Origin of the sequence: Wenyingzhuangia sp. 2_MG-2023, assembly GCF_030548295.1 — a bacterium.
Classification (GTDB): Bacteria; Bacteroidota; Bacteroidia; order Flavobacteriales; family Flavobacteriaceae; genus Wenyingzhuangia.
Window position 1 is genome coordinate 1 of record NZ_JAUOSB010000190.1, and the last position, 237, is coordinate 237.

At 32.1% G+C, this 237-nt stretch carries 1 pseudogene; it reads left to right on the forward strand.

The window, feature by feature from the left end:
* Positions 1-237 (forward strand): annotated as a pseudogene (locus Q4548_RS17020) (arylsulfatase); the annotation flags it as partial.

A 237-nucleotide genomic window follows, 5' to 3' on the forward strand; every position in this document is an offset into this window, starting at 1 on the left:
GGCAACTATTCATCATACTAAAGAAGGTGTTTTTGTCATCAGAAAAGAAGAATGGAAATTAATTGTAGCTCCAAACTCAGGTTTAAATGCAGCAGGAAGACCCGTGAAATTTGATGAGAATCTTCCAGAATATATTTTATACAATCTAAAAACAGATATTGGAGAGCATATCAATGTAGCGGAATCTCATCCTGAGAAAGTAAAAGAACTAAAGCAATTGTTAATCAAACAAATTAA